This window comes from Rheinheimera gaetbuli (genome assembly GCF_054781935.1).
This window is the reverse complement of record NZ_BAAGTL010000001.1, coordinates 672,907-694,345: the sequence shown is the minus strand read 5'-3', so window position 1 is coordinate 694,345 and position 21,439 is coordinate 672,907. Positions and strand designations below refer to the sequence as shown.

The 21,439-nt window shown below is 50.0% G+C and carries 21 protein-coding genes; 20 read left to right on the top strand and 1 reads right to left on the bottom strand.

The window, feature by feature from the left end:
• Positions 1-167 precede the first annotated feature (167 nt).
• Positions 168-1,796, top strand: a complete 1,629-nt coding sequence (locus ACYVIC_RS03230) for an EAL domain-containing protein (RefSeq protein ID WP_460857214.1) — start codon at positions 168-170, stop codon at positions 1,794-1,796.
• Here ACYVIC_RS03230 and ACYVIC_RS03225 read toward each other — a convergent pair.
• Complete coding sequence (locus ACYVIC_RS03225; protein ID WP_460857212.1) at positions 1,750-2,721, bottom strand: 1-aminocyclopropane-1-carboxylate deaminase/D-cysteine desulfhydrase; 972 nt, start codon at positions 2,719-2,721, stop codon at positions 1,750-1,752. The two genes, ACYVIC_RS03230 and ACYVIC_RS03225, sit on opposite strands and share 47 nt — an antisense overlap.
• Before the next feature lie 68 nt (positions 2,722-2,789).
• Between ACYVIC_RS03225 and ACYVIC_RS03220 the strand changes: the two genes are divergently transcribed.
• From ACYVIC_RS03220 to mreD, 19 genes are all read left to right on the top strand, one after another.
• Positions 2,790-3,695, top strand: a complete 906-nt coding sequence (locus tag ACYVIC_RS03220; RefSeq protein ID WP_460857211.1) for a hypothetical protein — start codon at positions 2,790-2,792, stop codon at positions 3,693-3,695.
• The gene (locus ACYVIC_RS03215) at positions 3,692-4,291 is read left to right on the top strand and encodes a PilN domain-containing protein (protein ID WP_460857209.1); all 600 of its coding nucleotides are present in this window, start codon (positions 3,692-3,694) and stop codon (positions 4,289-4,291) included. The genes ACYVIC_RS03220 and ACYVIC_RS03215 overlap by 4 nt, the downstream gene beginning before the upstream one ends.
• Positions 4,288-4,938 (top strand): hypothetical protein, encoded by a 651-nt coding sequence (locus tag ACYVIC_RS03210; protein ID WP_460857207.1) that lies wholly within the window; start codon positions 4,288-4,290, stop codon positions 4,936-4,938. Before ACYVIC_RS03215 ends, ACYVIC_RS03210 begins: the two co-directional genes overlap by 4 nt.
• Complete coding sequence (locus tag ACYVIC_RS03205; protein ID WP_460857206.1) at positions 4,916-5,236, top strand: hypothetical protein; 321 nt, start codon at positions 4,916-4,918, stop codon at positions 5,234-5,236. Before ACYVIC_RS03210 ends, ACYVIC_RS03205 begins: the two co-directional genes overlap by 23 nt.
• A 4-nt stretch (positions 5,237-5,240) precedes the next feature.
• Complete coding sequence (gene mshL, locus ACYVIC_RS03200) at positions 5,241-6,890, top strand: pilus (MSHA type) biogenesis protein MshL (RefSeq protein WP_460857204.1); 1,650 nt, start codon at positions 5,241-5,243, stop codon at positions 6,888-6,890.
• A 3-nt stretch (positions 6,891-6,893) separates the two neighbouring features.
• Positions 6,894-7,802 (top strand): ExeA family protein, encoded by a 909-nt coding sequence (locus ACYVIC_RS03195; protein ID WP_460857203.1) that lies wholly within the window; start codon positions 6,894-6,896, stop codon positions 7,800-7,802.
• Positions 7,799-8,884 carry a tetratricopeptide repeat protein gene (locus ACYVIC_RS03190; RefSeq protein ID WP_460857201.1) on the top strand — a complete coding sequence of 362 codons (1,086 nt, stop codon included), beginning with the start codon at positions 7,799-7,801 and terminating at the stop codon, positions 8,882-8,884. The genes ACYVIC_RS03195 and ACYVIC_RS03190 overlap by 4 nt, the downstream gene beginning before the upstream one ends.
• 3 nt (positions 8,885-8,887) lie before the next feature.
• Positions 8,888-10,615, top strand: coding sequence for a GspE/PulE family protein (locus tag ACYVIC_RS03185; protein ID WP_460857200.1), 1,728 nt, complete (start codon positions 8,888-8,890; stop codon positions 10,613-10,615).
• Positions 10,616-10,618: 3 nt separating this feature from the next.
• Positions 10,619-11,848, top strand: coding sequence for a type II secretion system F family protein (locus tag ACYVIC_RS03180; RefSeq protein ID WP_460857198.1), 1,230 nt, complete (start codon positions 10,619-10,621; stop codon positions 11,846-11,848).
• Between the two features lie 88 nt (positions 11,849-11,936).
• Positions 11,937-12,479: a prepilin-type N-terminal cleavage/methylation domain-containing protein gene (locus ACYVIC_RS03175; RefSeq protein ID WP_460857196.1), complete on the top strand. Its 543-nt coding sequence runs from the start codon at positions 11,937-11,939 to the stop codon at positions 12,477-12,479.
• A gap of 13 nt (positions 12,480-12,492) precedes the next feature.
• Complete coding sequence (locus ACYVIC_RS03170) at positions 12,493-13,020, top strand: prepilin-type N-terminal cleavage/methylation domain-containing protein (RefSeq protein ID WP_460857194.1); 528 nt, start codon at positions 12,493-12,495, stop codon at positions 13,018-13,020.
• Positions 13,021-13,036: 16 nt separating this feature from the next.
• A complete protein-coding gene (locus tag ACYVIC_RS03165; RefSeq protein ID WP_460857193.1) occupies positions 13,037-13,471 on the top strand; it encodes a prepilin-type N-terminal cleavage/methylation domain-containing protein in 435 nt (144 codons plus the stop codon).
• A complete protein-coding gene (locus ACYVIC_RS03160) occupies positions 13,465-14,013 on the top strand; it encodes a type IV pilus modification PilV family protein (protein ID WP_460857191.1) in 549 nt (182 codons plus the stop codon). The genes ACYVIC_RS03165 and ACYVIC_RS03160 overlap by 7 nt, the downstream gene beginning before the upstream one ends.
• Positions 14,013-14,783 (top strand): PilW family protein, encoded by a 771-nt coding sequence (locus ACYVIC_RS03155; protein WP_460857189.1) that lies wholly within the window; start codon positions 14,013-14,015, stop codon positions 14,781-14,783. Before ACYVIC_RS03160 ends, ACYVIC_RS03155 begins: the two co-directional genes overlap by 1 nt.
• Entirely contained in the window at positions 14,773-15,180 is a 408-nt protein-coding gene (locus ACYVIC_RS03150; RefSeq protein WP_460857187.1) for a type II secretory pathway component, read from the top strand. The genes ACYVIC_RS03155 and ACYVIC_RS03150 overlap by 11 nt, the downstream gene beginning before the upstream one ends.
• Complete coding sequence (locus ACYVIC_RS03145) at positions 15,180-18,806, top strand: DUF6701 domain-containing protein (protein ID WP_460857186.1); 3,627 nt, start codon at positions 15,180-15,182, stop codon at positions 18,804-18,806. Before ACYVIC_RS03150 ends, ACYVIC_RS03145 begins: the two co-directional genes overlap by 1 nt.
• A 217-nt stretch (positions 18,807-19,023) precedes the next feature.
• The gene (locus ACYVIC_RS03140; protein WP_008219881.1) at positions 19,024-20,067 is read left to right on the top strand and encodes a rod shape-determining protein; all 1,044 of its coding nucleotides are present in this window, start codon (positions 19,024-19,026) and stop codon (positions 20,065-20,067) included.
• Positions 20,068-20,096: 29 nt separating this feature from the next.
• Positions 20,097-20,954, top strand: coding sequence for a rod shape-determining protein MreC (gene mreC, locus ACYVIC_RS03135; protein WP_460857184.1), 858 nt, complete (start codon positions 20,097-20,099; stop codon positions 20,952-20,954).
• Entirely contained in the window at positions 20,954-21,436 is a 483-nt protein-coding gene (gene mreD, locus ACYVIC_RS03130) for a rod shape-determining protein MreD (protein ID WP_460857182.1), read from the top strand. Before mreC ends, mreD begins: the two co-directional genes overlap by 1 nt.
• The last annotated feature ends 3 nt before the right edge of the window (positions 21,437-21,439 follow it).

Sequence of the window (21,439 nt, the reverse complement as noted above, 5' to 3'; positions counted from 1 at the left end):
CTATGCGAGAGTAGTTCACCGCCAGGCTCCTCATCAAGTAAAAAGCCCGTCTCGAAAGAGTCGGGCTTTTTGCGTTTACTTACTACAAAACCACAAATATTTGCTGAAAAACTCGACAAACGCCGGCTAAAGATTAACACTGAAACCACTATCAAAAGGAGTTGGTTGTGTCGTTATCTTTCTCTGTCAAGCAACATGTTTTTCATCTGGTCCTGCTCATTGCATCTGTATTGTTATTGCAGAGTTTAGTTGCTGTGTTATTACTGATATGGCCCCGGCCGTTTATTTTAAGCGCTGTTATCCTCGTGTTTTCTGCAGTACTTGGTATAAGTACTGTTGTTGTGCTATTGCGAAAGCAACATACAAGCCAAGCTGAAGAGCGCTGTGCAGTTAACAAAGCACTTTCTGCGCTGGAGGTGCAGCTTGAACAACAAGGCGATCGCAATACTGCAACGGCTGAACGTTTGCAGCTGTTGCATACCAAGATAACCCAGTTACATAAGCGAGATGCCGAAATACGTCATCTTGTGCGGGTGCAGGGCCTGATTGATCACGAGCTTGCAATCGGTAACCGCGTTTTTTTTGAGAGTAAACTGCAACATTACCTTGATGATGTCACTGAATTCGAAGAAGGGGCTGTGTACATTATTCAGCTTAGCCACCCAGAACCCGGTCGAGCTGGCGTTAAACAGCTACAACGGTTGCGGGGCTGTGTCGATATTCTCAATGCATTGGCTGCAGATTATCCAGAAACCGTACTAGCCCGGTTATCTGAAAATGATCTGGTGTTTATGGTTTCCGGCATTGTCGGCCGTGAGGTCGACAAACTGGGTGACCGCATGGCAACCTTATTAAGTCGTGCGGCTTGTTTCGCCGACTGTATTGAGCTTGATGTATTGCACATAGGCTATGCGCCTTACCAGCGCGGACAAACGTCGTATCAGATTTTGTCTGAGGCAGATATGGCACTGCGTACTGCTCAGCTGCAGGGGCCGAACGCCGCCCATGGTTTCATTCAGCAGCAGGATAAATCATTGGCAAAAGGCTCTGTTTGGTGGCGTTCAGAGTTAAATCGTGCCTTGCAAGAACACCGCTTTAGCCTGAGCTTTCAACCGGTGTTTTCCTGGCAGGATGGTGAGGTGTTGCAACATGAAGTGCTGATCCGCTTGCAAAGTAGTGATGGTCAGCAGGTTCCTGCAGCTGTATTTTTGCCGATGGCGTTTAATTGCGGCTTGGCCGGGCAAATAGATCAACATGTGTTACTGAAAACAGCCCGTTTGTGTGCGGCAGATTATCGGCATCAAAGTCGCTGTAGCGTAAACATCAGTGTGCATGCGTTGCTGGATAACCAATGGTGGCAGTGGCTGGAACAAATGTTGATATCGGGTCAGATCGATACGCAACAATTCGCACTGGAGATAGCAGAGCACCACTTAATTAAGCATTTTAAAAAGCTTCGTATCAAACTACAGAAGCTACACAAAGCTGGTTTTGCGCTTATTGTTGATCAGGTGGGCCTAGTTATTGATAACGCAATCTATGCCGATGAGCTACCGCTGGAATCTGTGAAATTACATCCTTCCGTAGTACGAAATATTGACAAACACCTTGAACAGCAACTTTTTGTTCGCGGACTTATTGCTGGTTATGCAGGTAAAGGTATCAAAGTGATTGCCACTGGTGTCGAGTTGGAGAGCGAATGGCTTACGTTGCAAAAGTTAGGTATTGCCGGCGGCCAGGGGTTTTATTTCAGTCAGCCATTGAACCAGATAATAGCGCAAGGTCAGTTGCAGTAATTAATTTTCGATAGTGCAGTCCTTGCAGTCCTTGCAGGCCGCCAGTATGAAAAAAACTAATACGCTTTACGGTGGGTGACAATTTGTTGTGTGCTACCAACCGCACTAAACCCGCCAGCGCTTTTCCGGTATACACAGGCTCTACGTAAAGCTGTTGTTGCGCCATATCCTTACAAAATTGCAGTAATTCGATATCGAAACGCGCATAGCCCGCACCAACATAGTCGTTAACTAACTGCCATTGCCGTAATGGTTTTTGTTCAGGTAATAATTGTCTGATACGCTGATTAAGTGAATCGTCTTTTACCACGGTCAGCCCAAGCACAGTGGTGTCATAAGGCATTGCTGAGTTTGCTATAAGCCCTGCAACGGTGCCACCACTTGCTGTTGCACAGCACACTAAGTTTGCTGTGCCGCCAGGCGTTGCTGCAAAATCAAGATCGGCAAAGCCGGCAGCGCCAATAAGTGATGAGCCACCTTCAGGTACTGCCAAGAGCTGTGGGTGTCTAACTTGCAGTCTGGCTATAAATTCCGGGTCATGGCGTTGACGGTAGTTAATGCGGTCAATGGCAATCAGTGCCATGCCGCGCTGCCGGCAATAGTCCAGCGTCGGGTTTTTGCTATCCAGCTGTTCGGTTCTTACGTACGCCGTGCTTTGTAATTTAAGCAGTTGGCAAGCCGCAGCTACCGCAGCCAGATGATTGGAAAAAGCACCGCCAAAAGTAAAAATGCCGGCTTTGTTTTGCTGTAATGCTTGCTGCAGCACATAGCGTAGTTTCAGGATCTTGTTGCCAGATACGGCATTACAGCCCGTGTCTAAATGACATAACCATATTTCAACCTTATTGCCACTTAGAAGGGGGTGGTGTATTTGTTGCCAGCGAAGCTGCGGCTGCCAAAACTGAATCGATGATGAATACAACATAGCAAGACGCATGACAGTTGACTGAATTGCCGTTAGTATAACGATATACACACAGCGAACGGTAATTTATGCTGGAAAAAATAAGCAGTTACTTCAGGCGTAAAACTAATAAAGCTCCACAGCAACTTGCAGTATATCTTACAGCAGACACAGTTAGTTTGCTGAGGGTCAGTGCTCGTAAGGTCAGCCAATGTACTACTGTCAGCTACAAACCTGAGCAGTGGCAGGCTGCTGTGCGCACTGTTGTTGCTGATTTGCCTGCTGTCGCTAAATTAGACGTAGTACTGGCACCAGAGTTTTATCAGTTGGTGCAGCTGGATAAACCGGCGTTAACAGAAGAAGAGCTGCGACTGGCCTTGCCATGGCAAGTAAAAGATCTGGTAACGATACCGGCTGAGGATATGGTTGCCGACTATATCGACTTACCCGGCCAAAGTGCCCCGCAAGCGAAAATTAATGTGGTTGTAGCCCGGCTAAGTTGGCTAAAACAACTGGTGCAGTGCATCAGTAATAGCGGTTTACAACTGAGCTCGGTGCAACCTGCAGAGTGGCTGGCACATCATCTGATAGCGGCCAGCCCGCAACCATGCATGCTGATTATTCATCAGCCAGGGCAGGAAGTGTTGTTGCAAATAGTCCAGGGTGGCCAACTGTATTTCTCCCGACGCACACGCGGTTTATACAACTTGCATTTGCTTAACGCGCAAGACGCCCGCAGCGATATGCTAGAACGTTTGCTGCTGGAATTGCAGCGCTCAATGGATTATTTTGAAAGTCAGCTTAAGCAACCTCCTGTACGTGATATCCGAATTTTGGCACAACAGCCGGACTTTCTGTGTAAGCTGCTCTCAGAAAATGGTTTTGTCCGGGGTGAGCCTCTGGCATCGCCGCTGCAGTTGGGAGCCTATAGCAATGAATTTGTTCAGTGCTGGCCGGCAATTGCTGCTACGGTGTCCAGGGAGGCGCAGTCATGATTAAACAGCGCGTTAATCTTTATCAACCGGTACTTCATGTGCAGCGCCAGCTACTTAGCTTGTCCAGGCTGATTTATGCCTGGCTATTGCTGTTTGTTGTGTTGGCTGGCGTGTTTTATCTGTTGCAGCAGCAAAGTCAGCGACAAACACTGCAACTGGCTGAGCAACAAAGGCAAATGGATACTGCGCAACAGGAAATTACCATGTATCAACAGGCACTTGCGCAGCGCCAACCCGCGCCAGCACTGTTGCAGCAACATCAGCAGTTGCAACATAGCGTACAGCAAAAGCAACAGCTGCTAAGTTATTTATCTGGCCAACAGCAACAGGCCAGTTTATTTTATAGTCCGGTTTTACAACATCTACAGCAGATAGACCGCAGGGAGCTTTGGTTAACCGCATTTTCGTTGCAGCAGCAATACAGCAGCTTTGCCGGTATTGCCTTACAGCCGGAGGTTGTGCCGCAGTGGCTGGCAGAGTTAGGCAATTTGCACTATTTTCGTGGCCAGCGTTTTAGTCAGATTGACTTACAACAAGTAGCAGACAAACCCGCGGTCAGCTTCTCGCTTTCAGCACAGCCAGGAGAGCTGCGATGAATCAATGGCAGCAGTTATCTGAGCGCTTTAATCAACTGCAACAGCGTGAGAAATGGTTAATAACCGCCAGCGTGATGTTTTTAACCTTTTGGCTGGCATTTAATTATCTGCTTGAACCCACTTGGCAGACAATACAGAAGTTACAACAACAACAGGGGCAACTGCAGCGGCAATTGGCTGATATTCAACAGCAAACGGTGCAGTTTAAAGCCCAGCTTGGTGTTGATCAGGACGCTGGATACCGACAGCAAATTAGTACGTTGCAACAGCAGCAGCAGCAATTAAATGCGCAAATCCGGCAAAGCGCCAGCCATTTTATTGGTGGCGAACAAATGCTTAGCATGCTGCAAAACATGCTAAGAAGCAGTGATGGTGTGCAGGTTAAAAGTTTAACCAGTGCACCGGCAGAACCGGTAAAGCTGCAAGGGCAAACGGCAGAAGATGCCGCGTTACTGTATCAGCATAAGCTAACTCTGGTACTTACAGGCAGTTATGCCAAGTTGTATCAGGTGCTACTCAGAATGGAGCAATTGCCCTGGCTAATCAATTGGGCTGGTTTGCAGTATGAAGTAACGCAATATCCCACCGGGGAATTGAGTCTGCAGCTGATTACAGTGAGTGAACATGAAGATATTATTCGTCTCTAGCTTTTGCCTGTTGTTCAGCCAGGTTGTTATAGCTGATCCCACCCGTCCGGCACCAGGCTGGCAGATAGCTACAGAGCAAGGCAACGCCGGGGCCGTAGTAGAAGCATTAAAGCTGCAGCTTATTAAAGACAGCCCACAGGGTAAAACGGCACTGATCAATGGCCAGTTGCTACGCAAAGGGCAACAAATTAGACAGTACACTGTACAGGATATTAGCGAGCAGCAGGTCATTCTGGACGTTAACGGTGAGCGGCATGTGTTGTCATTACTTAATACAGCGATAAAACAATATGAATAATGGTGTGAAAAGTAAAAAGTTTTGGCTGCCAGGTCTGGTTCTGCTTAGTGGTTGCCAGGCATTAGAGCCTTCTAAAGTGCCGGCCCAGGCCTCTAAGCAATTGCAACAAGCGCAACAGGCTGCACCGCAGCAACAAGCGGCAGCCCCGACGCCACCGGCGGCAGTAACCCGAGATCTGCTAAGTGGTAGCTACACCCCGGTTATGCCAGAGTTGCCGCGCTTTAATGTATCAGCAGTACAGGCTGATGTTGCTGACGTGTTTCAGTCTTTAGTTGCCGATACACCCTACAGTGTGCTGTTGCACCCGGACGTAAGCGGTTCTATTACATTACAGCTTAAGCAGGTGACCTTACCGGAAACGATGGCTTTGGTAAGGCAGCTATATGGTTTTGATATCCGCCAGCAGGGATTGGTATATAAAGTGTTTCCGGCCGGCCTGCGCACAGAGAGTATTGCCGTTAATTATCTGATGTTGCAGCGGCATGGCTTTTCATCTATTGCAGTAAACTCCGGTGGCGTATCACAGGATAACCAAAGCAACCAGAGCGGCCAAAATAATCGCAACAACACGTCACAGGGTAATACAAATCAGGGCGGTTTGGGTAACCAAAGCCAGTCGCAATCAGGCCAGCAACAATTTAATGGCAGTGCTATTCAGAGTGAAAGCAAAACCGACTTCTGGAAAGATCTGGAGAAAGCTGTTGCCAGCTTGCTGGGCAACAAACCTGAACGCATGGTGGTAGTGACGCCACAAGCGGGTTTGGTTACTGTACGTGGCATGCCGGAAGAAATTGCTGCCGTTAAGGCTTTTCTTGGCCAGTCAGAGCAGCACCTGCAACGCCAGGTCGTACTGGAAGCAAAAATTATTGAAGTGACGTTAAATGATGAGTATCAACAGGGTATAAACTGGCAAAATGCCATTATGAACCTGCGTAATACCAGCTTTAACTTTAATAGCAGCGGCGCTGTTGCCAGTAATGCTATTAGCTCGTCGCTGGGCGGTGTAACGGCTATTTCATTTAATAACGCCGATTTTAATGGCGTGATAAATTTGCTGGAAACCCAGGGTAATGCGCAGGTGCTGTCCAGCCCGCGGGTTACCGCGATGAATAATCAGAAAGCGGTAATTAAAGTTGGGCAAGATGAGTATTTTGTTACCGATGTCAGTAGTGACACCACCATTGGTGCCGGCGGCACTACCAGCACGCCGAATATTTCTCTGCAACCATTTTTCTCTGGTATTGCGTTAGATGTCACACCGCAAATTGACGAAAACGGCAGCGTTATTCTGCATGTACACCCTTCGGTTACTGAGACCGCAGAGCAGAACAAAACCATCCGCTTTAGCAACGAACAAATAGTGCTGCCACTGGCGCAGAGCAATATTCGCGAGTCAGATACCATTATCCGTGCCCGCAGTGGCGAAATAGTGGTGATCGGCGGCCTGATGCAAACAGTGACCAGCGACAGTGAGTCGCGCACACCGGTGCTTAGCGCTATTCCGTTGCTGGGTAAGTTGTTTACCAGTGTTAACAAGGTAGAACAGAAAAAGGAGTTGGTGATCTTGCTTAAGCCGACAGTGGTGGCTGATGGCGTATGGCAGCAACAATTGCAGCAGTCTGCCGAATTTATTTCTGACTGGTACCCGAGATAAGCTATGTATCAGCGCCATTTTCAGTTGCAGCATCTGCCGTTTGGTTTAACACCTGACACCCGGTTTTTTGTGCCGTTGCAACAACATCAGGACGTATTGGCCGTACTGAAAACCGCACTGAATGCCGGCGAAGGTTTTATTAAAATCAGCGGTGAAGTAGGCAGCGGTAAAACCATGCTCTGCCGTATGCTATTGCAGCAAGCTGAGCACGACTGGCAGCTGGCCTACCTGCCTGATCCCTGTCTTACTCCTCTGGAGCTGCGCTGGGCTTTGGCGCTGGAATTGGGCTTGCAGTATTCAGGTAATATAGATCCGCCTCAGTTGTTGCAATTGCTGCAGCGCCAGCTAATGTTGCTGGCGGCACAGGGCAAAAAAACGATTGTTTTACTCGACGAAGCGCAGGCGCTGCCTGATGACACGCTGGAGGCATTGCGGCTACTCACTAATCTTGAAACCGAACAGCGTAAGCTGTTACAGGTAGTATTATTTGGCCAGCCCGAATTAAACCGCCGCTTGGGCACTTATCGTTTTCGCCAATTGCGCCAACGCATCACCTTTTCCAGCCACCTTAGCCTAATGAGCCGCAAACAAGTTGCTGCTTATTTACGCCAACGTATGCAACAAGCCGGCGCCAGTGAAATGCTGTTTCGCCCGGCTGCTGAAACAAGTATCAGCCGCTACAGTCGTGGTATACCGCGGCTGGTCAATGTTCTGGCGCACAAGGCGTTGTTGCTGGCATTTGGCGAAGGCCGTGCTGTGGTAAGCTCGCGCCATGTGCGTCTGGCTGCATTGGATACAGAAGATGTATCGTCAAAACCAAAAGCCTGGTGGTGGTATAGCCTGCTGGCAAGCACACTGGTAACAGCCGGTGTCGCGGTTGCGGCCTGTTGGCCAACCGGAGCGGCATTATGAGTGTGCTAAATAAAATGTTACGTGATCTGGAGCAGCGGCAGCAAAGCGGCAACGCAACATCAGCGGCCAAGCCAGGTAGCAGTATCAGCCGTGACGATAGCAGGCCACTGTGGTTGAATGTACTGCTATTACTCAGCGCTATGTTGCTGTTGTTCGCCGTGTATGCCATTTTAAACCGCCCCAATGTAGCGCCTGCCCAGCCTGACGCTACTCTGGTTGTTCATCCTGACACTGAGTCTGTCGGGCCTGAACTGCAGCCTGCAACTGAGCAATCGCTTTTAACACTAGCTACTGAGCCGGCCACAAGGGTAACGACGCAGGAGCAGCCTGTGGCGTTGGAAGCGATAGCTGAAACATTGGGAACAATAGCGGATAGTCAACCGGTTGTTGAGCTTAACGTAACAGCAGCAACTACGGAAACGGCTATTGATGTTGCCGTCAGTGATAACAATATGACCGCCGCAGCCAGACCGGCACCAGTAAAAGTTGAAATACAACGGCCATTGCAGACGCCAGCGCAGAAAGCTATTGCTCTGCAGCAACAGGCTGTGCTGGCAGCGCAATCGGGCCGCCTAATGAACAGCGTCAGTTTGTGGCAGCAAGTACAGGCACTGGCACCGCAGCAAAGCCAGGCTTACACATCGCAAGCCCGGCTTTGGGGGCAAATGGGCCAGCCGGAGCGGGCACAACAGATTTTACAGCAAGGGCTAAACGAGGGCGCCGACTCAGCAGAGTTGCGTTTACTGCTGGCGCAACATTATATACAGCAGCAACAATGGGCGGCAGCAGATGCAGTACTGCTGCCCCAGTTTGACTTGTCGTTGTATCCGGAATATTACGGCCTAAAAGCCACTGCAGCCCAACAACTGGGGGATAGCGTCGCGGCGCAACAATGGTTTAGCCGGCTGATAGTGCTGCAGCCGCAGCAGGCGCGCTGGTGGTTGGGGGCGGCCATTGCTTTTGATCAACACGGACAGCGCCAGCAGGCGCAGTTACATTATCGTCAGGCGTTGCAGTGGGGCGACACCCTGTCTGCGGACAGCCGTAACTATATTCAACAGCGTTTAGCTGCAACAGAGTAGGCCATGCTAAGACCACGTTTAAAAATGCGTTTGGGTGATTTACTGGTACATGAAGGCATTATTTCCGCTGACCAGCTACAACAGGCCTTGCTGCAGCAACAGAGCAGCGGCCGTAAGCTGGGCGCCACGCTGATAGAGATGAAATTTTTGTCGGAAGTGCAGTTGCTGCAGTTTCTGGCCCAACAACTGAGTGTACCCTTTTTAGATATCGCCCAAAAACAAATTGAACCCAAAGCGGTACAATTGCTACCTGAAGTGCAGGCCAGACGTTTTCGTGCTCTGGTGCTGGAGGATCATGGTACGAAGGTCATGCTGGGCATGAGTGACCCAGCCGATCTTACCGCGTTAGACCAACTGGCAGTATTGCTGGCGCCAAGGCAAATTGAGCTGGTGGTGGTGCGCGAAAGCCAGATTATTGAAGCGTTCGACAGCTTGTACCGGCGAACTAAAGATATTGAAAGTTTTGCCACCCAGCTAAAAGCTGAGCACGGTGAAGACAGTGCCACAGATTTCTCTGCACTGGATGAACTTAATGATGCTGATAACACTATTGTTAAGCTGCTACAGTCAATTTTTGAAGACGCGGTGCAGGTAAAGGCCTCGGATATTCATATCGAGCCGGATGAAAAGGTGTTGCGTATCCGTCAGCGGGTAGACGGCGTGTTACAGGAAAATACTCTGGATCAGGTCAGTATAGCGTCGGCCTTGGTATTACGGCTTAAGTTAATGGCAAACCTGGATATTTCAGAAAAACGTTTACCGCAGGATGGCCGGTTTCAAATAAACGTAAAACAGCACCAAATTGATGTGCGGATCTCCACCATGCCGGTGCAGCATGGCGAGTCAGTGGTTATGCGCTTGCTTGATCAGTCTGCCGGCCTGTTGCATTTGGAAGAAACTGGCATACCCGCACCCATGTTGGCAAAATTGCGCCGAATTATACAAAGCCCGCATGGCATGATTTTGGTTACCGGACCGACCGGGTCGGGTAAAACCACAACGCTGTATGGTTTACTAAGCGAACTCAATAAGCCCGGCAGTAAAATTATCACCGTGGAAGACCCGGTAGAGTACCGCCTGCCGCGGATTAACCAGGTGCAGGTTAACCATAAAATTGGCCTGACATTTGGCAATGTGCTGCGTACCACTTTAAGGCAAGACCCCGACATTATCATGGTAGGTGAGATGCGCGATCAGGAAACTGCTGAAATGGGCTTGCGCGGCGCCCTAACAGGCCACCTGGTGTTATCGACTTTGCACACGAATGATGCGGTAACCAGTACACTGCGGCTAATTGACATGGGCGCGGCGCCTTATCTGGTTGCATCGGCTTTGCGGGCAATAGTGGCGCAGCGTCTGGTGCGGCGGTTATGCGACTACTGCAAACAGCCCTACCAACCCGACGAGTTAGAGGCAAACTGGCTACGCCACCATAAAGCCAGCACTGCAGCCAACTATTGGCATGCGCCTGGCTGCCAGTCGTGCAACCATTCTGGTTATAAAGGCCGGTTAGGCGTGTTTGAGTTACTGCTGATCACCAAGCCATTAGCAGATGCTCTGCGCCGTGATGATACCGTGGGCTTTGCTAATCTGGCTCACCATAGTGAAGACTTTACCAGTTTGGGCACGATGGCACTGCACTATGCCCAACAAGGTATTACCAGCCTGGATGAAGTAATACGGGTATCTGAGTATCTTGATAATGAGCCCATTGAAATGGCTCAGGGCTAAAGCATGGCGCAATTTCGTTACACAGCACGAGATCAAAACGGCAATGCCGTGAGCGGCCAGTTAGAGGCAGGCAACGAAAGTGCAGCCGCCGACTTACTGCGCCGGCGCAGTGTTATCCCGCTTACCATAGTGCGGCAACAAGATGCACCGACAGACGCTCAGCCCGGTATTGCCTGGTGGCAGCCTAACGTATCATTAACTGACCTGATTATGCTGTCGCGGCAAATGTACTCGCTTACCCGTGCTGGTATCCCAATAATACGTGCTATTGAAGGGCTTGCTCAAAGCACCAGCTCTAAGCGGTTGCAGTACGTGTTAACCGAGCTGGTGCAGCAACTGGAAAATGGCCGCACTTTGTCGCAGTCGATGGCGGCGCATCCTGCAGTATTCAGCCGGCTGATGGTCAGTATTGTTAATGTCGGAGAAAACACCGGCCGGCTGGACGAAGCCTTTTTACAACTGACCTATTATTTTGAGCAGGAGCAGGAAACCCGAAAGCAAATTAAACAAGCTACCCGCTACCCGATTTTTGTGCTTATTGCTTTGGTAGTGGCGATGTTTATTCTGAACTTGCTGGTGATCCCGCAGTTTGCCAATATGTTTGCCCGCTTTAACGCAGAATTACCCTGGTCTACCCAGCTATTGCTGGGCAGTTCAGCATTTTTTATCCGCTTTTGGCCGCTTATCGTGCTGTTTATGCTCGGTGCTGCCTTTGGTTTGCGCGCCTATATAAAAACGCCTGCTGGTCGGATGGTGTGGGGCCGCTGGAAAATCCGCTTCCCTATTATTGGCAATGTCATCTATCGCGCCACATTGGGGCGTTTTGCCCGCAGTTTTGGCATGATGTTAAAGGCCGGTGTGCCAATGACCAGTGCACTAACGCTAGTGGCCGACGCGGTTGACAACGAACATTTAGGCGAGAAAATTCGTGAGATGCGGCGCAATATCGAACGCGGTGAAAGCCTGCTACGGGTAGGGCAGCAAAGCAAAATGTTTACGCCGCTGGTGTTACAAATGCTGGCGGTGGGCGAAGAAACCGGCGCCATGGATGATATGCTGTCTGAAGTTGCCGGTTTTTACGAGCGTGAAGTCGCGTTTGATTTAAAAAGTTTAACTGCCAAAATAGAGCCGATACTCATTAGCATCGTAGCGGTTATGGTATTAATACTGGCATTAGGTATTTTTACGCCAATGTGGGATATGCTAAACGCCTACAAAGGCGGCAGCAGTTAAGCTGGATCAAACTGCGAATGTGTAAATGTGGGTGTAATTAATAATAATGGCGATATACTAACAATAACAATCAGATGGAGATACAAATATGAAACGGCAATCAGGTTTTACTTTAATTGAGCTGATTATTGTCATAATCATTTTAGGTTTACTGGCAGTAACGGCCTTACCACGGTTTTTAAATGTGACTGCACAGGCAGAAGATGCATCATTAGAAGGCATAGCCGGAGGCTTTGCCTCTGCAGTTGGCTTGGTGCGGGCAGGTTGGGAAGTTGCTGGTCGCCCAAATGACACAGTGACCAACATTACCCAAGTTAATTACGATGGTATTAATATTGGGGTTGATGGTTCTATTGGCTATCCTTCTGGTAACCCATTGACTGATACTTTATCAACTACAGTTTTAGATACAGATTGTGAGTTCCTGCTTGATAATTTGTTCCAGCAACAATTACAAGCCAGTACAACTTTTGCCGCAACTGAACAGATTTTCGTCCGAGTAGCTGGAAACGTTTGTTTTTATCACCAGACCGCTGGTTTAACTGCAGCGCCAACTGGTGTCGCAGGCAACAATTCCTTTTCTTACAGCCCGGCAACTGGTCAGGTTACACTTAATTTAAATAAGCCATAAGTAAGGTTTAGTAATGAAACGCAGCCAAGGTTTTACATTAATAGAGCTAATTATTGTTATCGTGATTCTGGGTATTCTGGCCGTAACGGCAGCGCCCAGGTTTTTAGATTTCTCCGGTGATGCCAGACAATCGACTTTAAACGGTGCTCGTGGCGCCTTAGAGTCAGCTGGAGCCTTGGTATACGGTAAATCAATAATTGCTGGTTTGCAAAATGGTGATGCTTGTTTAGCGGCCAATGGTAACGTAGTACCGCAAACTGCGGGCGCTTGTGGTGCTTTAACAGGCGTGGTTGAGGGCTTTCCTGCTGCAACTGTGGCCTCTATTCGTGCTGTTGCGGAGCTAGTGGTTCCAGAATGGGATGTAGTTGTAGGTACTGGGGCCAATTTGCCAGGTTTTGGTGCCACGGCTACGTCAGTAATCGTTTCGCCAGCAGGCGTTGTTGTTGAGCCTGCAGAAGCTGATGCTTGCCACTTGGTGTATCAGGAGTCTGTGGGCGGTGGTGCCAAACCTGTAATTACTGTGCACGCAAATGGCTGTTAAGTTACAGGTTATATAAATGAACAACGCATCACACAAAGGCTTTACCTTAGTTGAGCTGATTGTGGTGCTGGTAATCATCGGGGTACTGGCGGTAAGCTTAGTGCCCCGTTTTTTTTCTGCTGTTGGCAGTTCTGAATATTTGTATCAAGACCAGCTGCTAAACCTGCTGCGCCGCGCGCAAATACAGGCGATGCAATGCACCGACTGTGCAACACCGGCAGTTAGCCTGACAACAAACTCAGCGCTTATTGGCGCAGCCAACTGCGATGATGCCGCCAGCGCAGTGTGTATTGCTGCGCGCGATGCTGTTAGTTTTACCCCAGCCACAACCATTAGCTTTGATAATCTTGGCCGGCCAAATTGCAGTGCCGGCAGCTGTACTATAGGTGTGCAAGGCGAGACTACACTTAACGTCTGTATTGAAAGCGAAGGCTATATTCACCCATGCTAGGCAGGCAGCACGGCGTTACCTTAATTGAATTAATTGTCGGCATAGTGGTGCTGGCCATTAGCCTGAGTATTATTACCTCAGTGCTGGGCCCGCTGTACGTAAAATCTGCCGATCCCTGGCATCAGGTGCGTGCTGCTGAATTGGGCCACGGCCTGATGAATGAAATACTGGGCAAAGCCTTTGATGAAAACAGTAACCGCAGCGGTAGTTTATTGCGTTGTGATGAAGCTGGCGCAGCGTCTTGCACCCTGGCTGCCAATTTTGGTGCCGATTGCGCCAATGGCAGCAGCAGTTGTCCGGGCGGCCCCTTTGAATCGCGCAGTCAGTATGATGATGTTGATGATTTTCATGGGCTTAATGCCAGTGGTGACCAGATTAACAATATCTTTGGCAATGACCCGCGTATGGCAGATATTTACCGTAGTTACCAGTTACAGGTAAATGTAAGTTACGACGATGCGCTAACCAAGCGCATCCTGATCCAGGTAACCACCCCTACCGGCGCGGTGGTAGATTTTGCCGCTTTAAAAGGAAACTGGTAATGCGCAGTCGCGGTTTCACCCTGGTCGAACTGATTGTCACTATGGTATTGCTGGCCATACTGGCCGGTGGTGTTAGCAGTTATCTGGGTATTGGCGCACGGATGTATTCAGAAGCGGCAGAACGCGAACAAATATTAGGCCAAAGCCGTTTTGTTGCAGAGCGGCTGCTACGTGAAGTGCGCAATGCTGTGCCTAACAGCTTGTTTCTGGCAGCGGCCGGCGACTGCCTGATATTTTCGCCAATGTTATACAGTGGCAGCTATATCAGCTTACCCTTTGATAGCGCAAATGATCCGTTTAGCGTTATCAGCCGGGATTTAGCCGCCATCAGCCCGGTAACATTTTTGCCTGGTCAGCAACCCACGGTGCTGGTGTACCCGCGCAATATCAATGATGTCTATGTGCCCGGGCCAAACAGTGGCGCCGCGGCTGCCCTTGCCGAAATTAGTACTGTTGACGCCAGCAATGCCCGTTTTACTTTACGTTTGGCCAACGCCAGCTTTCGTTTTGCCCGCCAGTCGCCGGAGCGGCGCTTTTATATTGCCGACGCGCCGGTAAGCTACTGTCCGGTGCCAGATGGCAAGGGCCGCTACAATTTATTGCGCAATGGTGTATTAATGGCTGAAGGGCTGCGCAGCAATAATGTATTTCGGGTAAGTAATGCTGTATTAACGCGCAATTCAGTGGTGAATATTTTTTTGCAGTTTGGCGCCGACAACAATCCCGACATGTTTTTTAACTATGAGGTGCATATTGCCAATGTACCCTAAATTGCAGGCCCAGCGCGGCAGTGCGTTGGTTATTGCGGTGTTTATTATTGTGCTGATGCTGGCGCTGGTACTCAGTTTATCGCGTTTGTTGATTAGCGGCAGTGAAAGTGTAGTGTATGAAGTGCAGGGCACCCGTACCTTGTTTGCTGCACAAAGTGGCTTAGAATTGGCGTTGCCGCAGTTGTTTCCTCTTGCAGGCCCAGCCGACTGTGGTGCGGTCACAAATAGCATTAACTTTAGCGGTGCGGCACTGCAAGGTTGCAGCACACAAATAAGCTGCAACGCATATAGCGATCCGACTCCGGGCGCAACGCCGCTGTACCGGCTTAGCAGCACGGCCAGTTGTGTTGCCGGCGGTTTCACTACCAGCCGCACAGTGCAGATAGAGGTACGTTGATGTTTAGCCGAAGCGTTTGTTATGTGTTGCTTATTTTCGTCATACATTGCCTCGGCATTGGTTTTGTTAATGCTGAGCCGATTGCACACTGGCAAATGGATGAAACACAGTGGACAGGCCAAAGCGGCGAAGTGTTGGATAGCTCTGCGGGCGGTAACCATGGTACAGCGGTAAATGGTGGTTCAACATCCGCTGCGTTGTTATGCCGCGGTGGTTGGTTTCGGGGTGAAGGCTATAACGCTGATCCGAATAACACCTATTACCCGGCGAGATACTATGTCAGGGTGCCCGACAGCAATAATTTATCACCACAAACGTCCGGCGCGAATGCCGCTGTAACTATAAGTGGTTGGTTTAAAACAGAAATAGCGGACGGTACTATTTTACACAAAGGTGAAGGAGGCGATACTCAGGAATACAGGGTTTTTATCGAAGGCAATAATTTAAAACTGCAAATATGGAATCGCTTTGGGTCTAGTGGTGTTTTAACATTAAACTACGGCCTTAACACTGGGCAGTGGTATTTTTTTGCCGCCGATGTTCAGCGGGTTGGCGGTAGCAGCACTGTACGGGCAAACTTGCGGTTGTACAGCAATAGCAATGATAGTCTGCTGGCGTCAGCTTCAGGACAAGGTAATCTAGACCAAACAAATAAGAATACTTCTGGTGATGTGTTTATTGGCGCTGTCAGTTATGGCGGTACGCCTACAAATTATTTTGACGGTGTAATTGACGAGCTAAGAGTGTATTCCGGCTTACGGAGCAACGCGCAAATCCTGGCAGACAAAAATACAACCCGTATCTGTGCCGGCGCTTTGCAATGTCTAGCCGATGATTTTAGTGCTGGTGTGTTGGCAGACACCTGGGTTACCAGCCGAAGTAGCGGTAACTTCACGCCGAGAATTGAAAATGGCTGGTTGCGCTTGACACAGGCAGTAGGCAACCAATCTACCTCAGCAACGTATCAGCGGTTGTATCCTGCGGCAGATAACCTGTTAATTGTAGAGTTTGATTATCGCGCTTACGGCGGTAGCGGGGCGGACGGTCTTGCGGTTGTGTTATCTGACGCCACAATTACACCGCAGCCAGGTGCTTTTGGCGGCCCACTCGGTTATGGCTATAAACCAGGTATTCCGGGCTTTTCCGGCGGTTGGCTGGGATTTGGTTTAGACGAATTTGGCAACTTTTCCAATGAAGGCGGTGCAGGTAATATCGGCAGGCGACGGCAATCCGTCGTTATTCGCGGTTCGGGCGAGGGTACCTCAGGTTATCGTTATCTTCGCGGGACCTGTAACAATGGCACTACAAACCAAAACGGCAGTTGTTTATCACCTGCTGTTGATGGCAACCAGAATACGCCACACCGTTACCGTTTTATCGTAGACTCAAGACAAGCCGGCAGTACCCAGGTGTCGGTTGAGCGAAATACTGGCAGTGGTTTTGTTACTTTAATTGCGCCTTTTGATGCACAAAGCCAGCTGGGGCAGGCACCCGTGCCAGATAACTTCTTTTTATCTATTACTGCTTCTACCGGTGGTTCTACCAACATTCATGAGTTGGATAATCTGAGCATTTGTGCGCTGCGCTCCTTGCCGGTTGGGCAGCAGATAGACCATTTTGAATTTGATTACAGTGGCCAGGCGCTAACCTGTAAACCGGAAACCTTTACCATACGTGCCTGCAAAAACCCCAGCTGCTCAGAATTAGTTACCGACCCGGTCAGTGCAACCTTAAGCCCGGCCGGCAGCGCCGGTGTAAATTGGTTGGGCGGCAACACTATCAATTTCAGTGGCGGCACTACCACTGCCAGTCTGGCCCGCACTGTAATTGGCAGTACTACAGTCGGTGTATCCGGCTCGATACCGTCAACCCGGCCTTTTAGTCAGACTCTGTGCCGGGCCGGAAGTGGCGCTTTGTCTGCTGCAGCCTGCAACATCAGTTTTGCCGACAGCGGCCTGCTGTTTGAGGTGCCAGACGGTATCGCCAATCAGCCACAGCAAAACATCCTGTTAAGTGCAGTGCGCAAAGACAACGCCAGCCAGCAATGTGTGCCTGCGTTCGCCAATGTCAGCCGTAGCGTGGCTTTCTGGAGTGACTATATTACGCCTGATGCCACCGGGCGGCCCGTTTCTTTGCCTGTTATTGTCAATAACCAGAATGCCGGCCTGACAGAGGCAAACAGGCAAAGTCAGACATTGGCTTTTAACGGCCAGGGGCAAGCTAGCATAGACATTAACTATGCGGATGCCGGCCAGGTCCAGCTAAATGCCCGTTATACTGGTGGTGACGCGACGGCTGACGCGGGCTTGATCATGAATGGTGCAGATCAGTTTATCCGCCGGCCGCTGGGGTTGTGTCTGCAAACGGGTGGTGAATGTGCTGCCGGTGATGCCAGTTGTCAGGCTTTTCGCCGTGCAGGCGAAGCGTTTCCGGTTACCATCAGTGCCCGTGCCTGGCAAAGTGGCAGCGCTGATATTTGTGCTAACCCGGTGACACCTAATTTTACGCAAAACGCCATTCCATTAAATCATAGCCTGGTGGCGCCTCTGACTGGCGTGGCAGGGGAGGTTACAACCACGGCGTATAATCATAACCGTCAACTGCAAGCGCAAACGGCTGTGCAGCAGGCTGTATCTGAAGTGGGTGTATTTCGCTTTGGTACCGCAGCATTTAATTATCTGACGATGGCAGATGCTGTGCCGGCTGCCGAGAGTGCGGCTACAGGCCGCTTTTATCCAAAAGACTTTCTGTTGGCAGACGCCAGTATCACGCCGGGCTGCACTAGTTTTAGCTATATGCAACAGCCTTTTGCTGCCGGTTTTACACTAACCGCCCGCAATATGCAAAATATCACCACCCAGAATTACACCGCCAGTTTCGCCAGTGCGGTGAGTTTACTGCAAGCAGAAAATGATAATGATGGTACTGCGCTGACCGCCAGACTAACCGGTACCGTTAGTCCGCCATGGCAGCAGGGTGTGTTAACTTATGCGGCACCGGCGCTGCAGTTTAATCGTGCCGATCCTGCCTTACAGGATGGGCCATATTCACAGCTTCGCTTGGCTGTACAAGCGTTGGACAATGACAACGTCAGCATTGCTGAAGCTGATGTTAATGTAGATACTGCCGGCAATTGCGTGGCTGCAAATAATTGCACGGCGAAGCTAATCGGTATTACAGATCTGCGCTACGGTCGGCTGGTAGTACAAAATACCGCCGGGCCGGAAGAGGAACCGTTGCCGTTGGTGTTTCGCACAGAATACTGGAATGGCAGCGCTTTTGTGCCCAATCTGGCGGATAACTGCACCCAGGTTGACCCACTGTTATTGACTAACCCGCCCGGTAATAGCCCGCTATTAGCATTTGGCGGCACGGCGCAAACGATGTTAAACGGTGAAATAGCCGCCGGGCCTGTCTGGATAGTACCGAACGGCAGCCCAGGTAACTGGCGGGTAGAATATCAGGCACCAGAGCACTTGCGTTATCAATGGCGCACTCCGGTACCCCCTGCAAGAGCTTGCGAGCTGGCTGGAGTAACTTACCAGCAATGTCCGCAAGCCGATATTATGTTTGGTCGTTTTCGCGGCAATCCACGACAAATTTTTTGGCGCGAACGCTTTCAGTAAAGGTTCAGCTGGTGTCGTTATGCTGCGCAGCGCAAGCACCAATAGATAAATAGCGGCGGGGCTTGGTTTAATTGCATAAAAATGTAAGATAAAGCTATTCACTTGGCGGGGAGTTACATAGAATAACCCCAGCACTAATTACTACCCATGTGACGCCACAGCTCAGCGCTGTTGAGTGGTTGTTCGGCGCTCTGGCTAATAAGGATCCGGTTCTTTCATGTTTAATAAATTACGTGGCCTTTTTTCAAACGACTTATCTATCGATCTGGGTACTGCAAATACACTGATTTACGTAAAAGATCAGGGCATAGTGCTGAACGAGCCGTCTGTTGTTGCTATCCGTCAGGAACGCGCAGGCGGGCCAAAAAGTGTGGCGGCCGTCGGCCATGCAGCAAAACGCATGCTGGGCCGTACGCCGGGCAATATTAAAGCCATACGGCCAATGAAAGATGGTGTAATCGCCGACTTTTATGTGACCGAAAAAATGCTGCAACATTTTATTCGCCAGGCGCACAGCAACAGCTTTTTGCGCCCCAGCCCACGTGTACTGGTGTGTGTGCCATGCGGTTCTACTCAGGTAGAGCGCCGCGCTATTCGTGAGTCGGCACAAGGTGCCGGCGCCCGCGAAGTATACTTAATTGATGAACCGATGGCAGCGGCTATTGGTGCTGGCTTGCCAGTGTCAGAAGCAACCGGCTCTATGGTCGTCGATATCGGTGGTGGTACGACCGAGGTTGCCATTATTTCCTTAAACGGCGTTGTTTATTCATCTTCAGTGCGTATTGGTGGTGACAAATTTGATGACGCCATCGTTAACTACATTCGTCGTAATTACGGCATTTTAATTGGTGAAGCCACCGCTGAGCGGATTAAAACTGAAATTGGTTCGGCTTACCCCAGTGATGACGTGCTGGAAATTGAAGTGCGTGGCCGCAATCTGGCTGAAGGCGTACCTCGTAGCTTTACCATGACCAGTAATGAAATTTTAGAAGCGCTGCAAGAGCCATTAGCAGGCATTGTCAGTGCGGTAATGGTCGCATTGGAGCAATCACCACCAGAGCTGGCGTCAGATATTTCAGAGCGCGGTATGGTTTTAACCGGCGGTGGTGCGCTGCTGCGCGATCTGGACCGGTTATTAATGGAAGAAACCGGTATTCCGGTAGTGGTAGCTGATGACCCGTTAACCTGTGTCGCCCGTGGTGGCGGTAAAGCACTGGAGATGATTGATATGCATGGTGGTGATGTGTTCAGTTATGACTAACTGACACTGACAGCTGTGCCAGTAATAGTATGAATGATATTTATTTTCGGGGTCCGTCATTGCCACTGCGGTTACTACTTGCCGTTGTGTGCAGTGTCGGCCTGATGTTAGTCGATCGTTACACCGACAGCTCTACTCAACTCCGCAGTTATCTTACCTCCGCCGTTAGCCCGTTATTCTACGTTGCCAGTTTGCCACAAACCTTGTTTTCCGGTGCGTCTGAACAATTTATGTCACAGCAAACGGTGCTTGAAGAAAACAGCCGGCTAAAAGAAACCTTGTTACAGCAAAGTGGCCAGTTGCAATTATTGCGCTTTTTGCAGCAAGAGAACGACAAACTGCGCGCATTGCTTGGGTCTGCAGCGCAAATTCAGGGCGAGCCGCTGATCGCCGAAGTGCTGGCAGTATACAGCCACCCGTTTAGCCATCAGGTGGTGCTGAACAAAGGCTCATCAGATGGTGTGCAGGAGCATCAACCGGTAATTGATGATCAGGGCGTGGTCGGACAAATTACCAGCCTGGGCCCGACCAGCAGTCGGGCAATCTTAATTTCAGACAACACCCATGCACTTGCAGTGCGTACCGAGCGTACCGGCGTACGGGCTATTGTTGAAGGGTTGGGGCAGTGGGATTCATTGCGCGTAATGCACTTACCACATAGTACCGACATCCGTGAAGGTGACCGTTTGCTAACCTCTGGTCTGGATGGCCGCTTCCCTGAAGGTTACCCGGTGGCCCGGGTAACCCGCATCAGCCAGGATGTCAGTCAGCCGTTTATGGTGGTCTATGCTGAACCCTTTGCGCAGTTAGATCGCATCCGTCATGTCCTGTTGCTGGCACGACGCCAGGTGGTTACCGACGTTGACCAAACGCAGGAGCAGCCATAATGCACAGACCAAAGCGGTTGGGGTTCATTTATTTATCGTTACTTATTGCGCTGTTGCTTACGGTAATGCCGATGCCACAGCTGGTTAAACTGGCACGGCCAGACTGGGCTTTGCTGGTATTAATGTACTGGACCATGGCATTACCGCACCGAGTCGGCATTATAACTGCATTCTTCACCGGTTTTATTGTGGATGTGTTGGTTGGCACTGTGCTGGGTGTTAATGCGCTGGCATTTTCAGTGGTTATTTTTGCCGTGGCACAACATCATCTTAAAATCCGTAACTTTTCGGTGATCCAGCAGTCATTACTGCTTGGTCTGTTACTGGCGCTGTATCAATTGTTGCTGTTCTGGTTAAGTCATTTTCTCACCGGGGTGTACTTCCGGCCACAATACCTGTGGCCGGTACTTACCGGCATGCTGGTATGGCCCTGGTTATTTTGGTTATTGCGCCGCTACCGGCGCCAGTTAAAAATACAATGAACC

What these genes read in the sequence shown, in the direction of transcription:
- ACYVIC_RS03225 (WP_460857212.1), bottom strand. Translation starts at nt 2,721, where the DNA reads ATGTTGTATTCATCATCGATTCAGTTTTGGCAGCCGCAGCTTCGCTGG.
- ACYVIC_RS03160 (WP_460857191.1), top strand. Translation starts at nt 13,465, where the DNA reads ATGCTAGGCAGGCAGCACGGCGTTACCTTAATTGAATTAATTGTCGGC.
- ACYVIC_RS03170 (WP_460857194.1), top strand. Translation starts at nt 12,493, where the DNA reads ATGAAACGCAGCCAAGGTTTTACATTAATAGAGCTAATTATTGTTATC.
- ACYVIC_RS03185 (WP_460857200.1), top strand. Translation starts at nt 8,888, where the DNA reads ATGCTAAGACCACGTTTAAAAATGCGTTTGGGTGATTTACTGGTACAT.
- ACYVIC_RS03180 (WP_460857198.1), top strand. Translation starts at nt 10,619, where the DNA reads ATGGCGCAATTTCGTTACACAGCACGAGATCAAAACGGCAATGCCGTG.
- ACYVIC_RS03165 (WP_460857193.1), top strand. Translation starts at nt 13,037, where the DNA reads ATGAACAACGCATCACACAAAGGCTTTACCTTAGTTGAGCTGATTGTG.
- ACYVIC_RS03190 (WP_460857201.1), top strand. Translation starts at nt 7,799, where the DNA reads ATGAGTGTGCTAAATAAAATGTTACGTGATCTGGAGCAGCGGCAGCAA.
- ACYVIC_RS03145 (WP_460857186.1), top strand. Translation starts at nt 15,180, where the DNA reads ATGTTTAGCCGAAGCGTTTGTTATGTGTTGCTTATTTTCGTCATACAT.
- ACYVIC_RS03220 (WP_460857211.1), top strand. Translation starts at nt 2,790, where the DNA reads ATGCTGGAAAAAATAAGCAGTTACTTCAGGCGTAAAACTAATAAAGCT.
- mreD (WP_460857182.1), top strand. Translation starts at nt 20,954, where the DNA reads ATGCACAGACCAAAGCGGTTGGGGTTCATTTATTTATCGTTACTTATT.
- ACYVIC_RS03175 (WP_460857196.1), top strand. Translation starts at nt 11,937, where the DNA reads ATGAAACGGCAATCAGGTTTTACTTTAATTGAGCTGATTATTGTCATA.
- mreC (WP_460857184.1), top strand. Translation starts at nt 20,097, where the DNA reads ATGAATGATATTTATTTTCGGGGTCCGTCATTGCCACTGCGGTTACTA.
- ACYVIC_RS03215 (WP_460857209.1), top strand. Translation starts at nt 3,692, where the DNA reads ATGATTAAACAGCGCGTTAATCTTTATCAACCGGTACTTCATGTGCAG.
- ACYVIC_RS03210 (WP_460857207.1), top strand. Translation starts at nt 4,288, where the DNA reads ATGAATCAATGGCAGCAGTTATCTGAGCGCTTTAATCAACTGCAACAG.
- ACYVIC_RS03155 (WP_460857189.1), top strand. Translation starts at nt 14,013, where the DNA reads ATGCGCAGTCGCGGTTTCACCCTGGTCGAACTGATTGTCACTATGGTA.
- ACYVIC_RS03205 (WP_460857206.1), top strand. Translation starts at nt 4,916, where the DNA reads ATGAAGATATTATTCGTCTCTAGCTTTTGCCTGTTGTTCAGCCAGGTT.
- ACYVIC_RS03140 (WP_008219881.1), top strand. Translation starts at nt 19,024, where the DNA reads ATGTTTAATAAATTACGTGGCCTTTTTTCAAACGACTTATCTATCGAT.
- ACYVIC_RS03150 (WP_460857187.1), top strand. Translation starts at nt 14,773, where the DNA reads ATGTACCCTAAATTGCAGGCCCAGCGCGGCAGTGCGTTGGTTATTGCG.
- ACYVIC_RS03195 (WP_460857203.1), top strand. Translation starts at nt 6,894, where the DNA reads ATGTATCAGCGCCATTTTCAGTTGCAGCATCTGCCGTTTGGTTTAACA.